At 71.2% G+C, this 3,134-nt stretch carries 2 protein-coding genes; both read right to left on the reverse strand.

The window, feature by feature from the left end; genetic code table 11:
• A partial coding sequence (locus ACGF12_RS38115; RefSeq protein WP_393041110.1) for a type I polyketide synthase occupies positions 1-1,722 on the reverse strand: 1,722 nt, incomplete at its 3' end.
• 55 nt (positions 1,723-1,777) lie between these two features.
• Positions 1,778-3,134 (reverse strand): SDR family NAD(P)-dependent oxidoreductase (locus ACGF12_RS38120; protein WP_393041107.1); only part of this gene is annotated, 1,357 nt, incomplete at its 5' end.

Raw genomic sequence — 3,134 nt, forward strand, 5'->3', positions numbered from 1 at the left:
CACGAACACCGTGCGGCCCGGCTCACCCGCGACGGTCCCGCGGACGACACCGGCGGCGGGCACGCCTTCGGCGAGTGCGCGCAGTCCGTCCAGGAGCCCGTCCCGGTCGGAGGCGACCACACCGGCCCGGTGCTCGAACACCGAACGCGTGGTGGCGAGGGAGAAGGCCACGTCCAGCGGGGACAGTTCGGCGTTCGCCTCGACGTGGTCCAGGAGGTTCTGGGCCTGGGCCTTGAGGGCGTCGCTGGTGCGGCCCGAGAGCAGCCAGGGCAGGACGGCCGGGGCCGTGCCCTCGGTGTCGGTCGTGTCGTCCGACTCGGCCTGCGCGGGGGCTTGTTCGAGGATGACGTGGGCGTTGGTGCCGCTGACGCCGAACGCGGAGACGGCGGCGCGGCGGGGCTCGCCGGTCTCCGGCCAGGCCATGGCCTCGGTGAGCAGCTCGACCGAACCGGCGGTCCAGTCGATGTGAGGCGAAGGCTCGTCGACGTGGAGGGTCTTGGGGAGGAGGCCGTGCTGCATGGCCAGGATCATCTTGATGACACCGGCGACGCCGGCGGCGGCCTGGGTGTGGCCGATGTTGGACTTGACGGAGCCGAGCTGCAGCGGGCGGCCGTCGGGGCGGTCCTGGCCGTAGGTGGCGATGAGGGCCTGGGCCTCGATGGGGTCGCCGAGCTTGGTGCCGGTTCCGTGGGCCTCGACGGCGTCGACCTGGCCGGCCGTCAGGCGGGCGTTGGCCAGGGCCTGGCGGATGACGCGCTGCTGGGACGGACCGTTGGGGGCGGTGAGGCCGTTGCTGGCGCCGTCCTGGTTGACCGCGCTGCCCCGCAGCACGGCGAGGACGGGGTGCCCGTTGCGCTTCGCGTCGGAGAGTCGCTCGACGAGCAGCATGCCGACGCCCTCGCCCCAGCCCGTGCCGTCCGCGGCGGCGGCGAACGCCTTGCAGCGGCCGTCCTCGGACAGCGCGCGCTGGCGGCTGAACTCCACGAACGCCTCGGGAGTGGACATGACGGTGACGCCGCCCGCGAGGGCGAGGTCGCACTCGCCGTTGCGCAGGGCCTGGGCGGCCATGTGCAGGGCCACCAGCGACGCCGAGCACGCGGTGTCGATCGTGGCGGCCGGGCCCTCGAGACCGAAGGTGTACGACAGACGGCCGGAGATGACGGCCGCCGCCACGCCCGTGGCGAGGTAGCCCTCCGCGCGCTCGGGGTCCTGACGCAGAACGGTGGCGTAGTCCTGGCCGTTGGTGCCGGCGAACACGCCGGTCCGGCTGCCGCGGAGCGTCGCCGGGTCGATGCCGGCCCGCTCCATCGCCTCCCAGGAGGTCTCCAGCAGCAGGCGCTGCTGCGGGTCCATCGCCAGCGCCTCACGCGGCGAGATCCCGAAGAACTCCGCGTCGAACTCACCGGCCTGCCGGAGGAACGCGCCGGCCCGGGTGTAGAGCGTGCCGATGCGGTCGGGGTCGGGGTCGTAGAGGCCGTCGAGGTCCCAGCCGCGGTCGTCGGGGAGGCCCGAGACGGCGTCCTGGCCGGAGGTGAGCAACTCCCACAGCGCCTCAGGCGAGTTGACGCCGCCTGGGAACCGGCAGCTCATGCTGACGATGGCGAGCGGCTCCTGGCCACCGGCCTCGAGTTCCTGCAGGCGCTGCCGAGCGTCGTGAAGCTCGCCAGTCACTCGCTTGAGGAAATAGCGGAGCTTGTCGTCGCTGTTGCCCGTCACGTGAATTGCCGCCTTGGAGAAGTTAAAGGTGTGTGATTCGGAATGGCTGTCGGGTGTCGTGCTACGAAATCCCGAGCTCTTTGTTGATGAAATCGAAGACTTCGTCGTCCGACGCCGATTCCAGCTTTTCGGAGGTGCTCTCGGAGCCGCTCTCCTGGGGCAGTCCCGAGGACTGCGTCCTGAGAATCGCCTGCAGACGCAGTTCGATCTCGCTGACCGCGAAGTCGCCTGAATCCTTGGTGGCCAGGAACGCCTCGACCTGGTCGAGGTACTGCATGATCGAGTCGACCTCGCTCGGCCCGCTCTGCGACATCTCCAGGCGCAGGTACTGGGCGAGTTCGGTCGGCGTGGGGTAGTCGAAGACGAGGGTCGCCGGGAGGGCGAGTCCGGTTGCACCGGTGAGGCGCTTTCGGAGCTGGACGGCTGCCAGCGAGTCGAACCCGAGCTCCTTGAACGCCCGTCCGGGAAGCACGCCCTCCGGCGACGGGTGCCCGAGCACCAGTGCCGCCTGGGTGCGGACCAGCTCCAGCAGGACCCTGTTCTGCTCCGGCTCGGAGAGAGCGGTCAGGCGCTGGCGCAGAGCCGAACCGGGCTCCGTCACGGAGTCGGCCTCGGCTGACAACTCCTGCTGGAGTTCCGGCAGGTCGGACAATACACGCTGGATCTGACCGGCCCCCTGGGCGGAGGCGTACCGCGGCCAGTCGACGTCGAGGATCGCCGTCACGGGGTCACCACCGTCGACAGCCTGCTGGAGCGCGGAGAGCGCCAGGTCCGGTGCCATCGGGGAGAGCCCGAGGCGGCGCACCGCAGCCTCGACCGCGTCGTTCCCCGCTGCCATGCCGGATTCGGCCCAGGGGCCCCAGGCGATGGAGGTGGCGGGGAGGCCGTCGGTGTGGCGTTGGTGGGCGAGGGCGTCGAGGTAGGCGTTTGCGGCGGCGTAGTTGGCCTGTCCGGCGCTGCCGAGGGTGGCGGCGATGGAGGAGAAGAGGACGAACGCGGTGAGGTCGTGGTCCTTGGTGAGGTTGTGCAGGTTGAGCGCGCTGGTGGTTTTGGCGGCGAGGACGGTGTCGAAGCGCTCGGGGGTGAGGTTGGTGAGGGTGGCGTCGTCGAGGGTGCCGGCGGTGTGGATGACGGCGGTGAGGGGGTGTTCGGCGGGGATGGTGGCGATGGCGTCTGCGAGGGCTTGGTGGTTGGTGGTGTCGCAGGCGGTGATGGTGACGGTGGTGCCGAGGGCTTCGAGTTCGGTGCGGAGGTTGTCGGCGCCGGGGGCTTGGGGGCCGCGGCGGCTGAGGAGGAGGAGGTGGGGTGCGCCGTTGTGGGCGAGCCAGCGGGCGGTGTGGGTGGCGAGGGCGCCGGTGCCGCCGGTGATGAGGGTGGTGCCGGTGGGCTTCCATGCCTGGGCGGGCTTGCCGTTGCCG

Origin of the sequence: Kitasatospora sp. NPDC048296, from assembly GCF_043201815.1 — a bacterium.
GTDB lineage: Bacteria > Actinomycetota > Actinomycetes > Streptomycetales > Streptomycetaceae > Kitasatospora.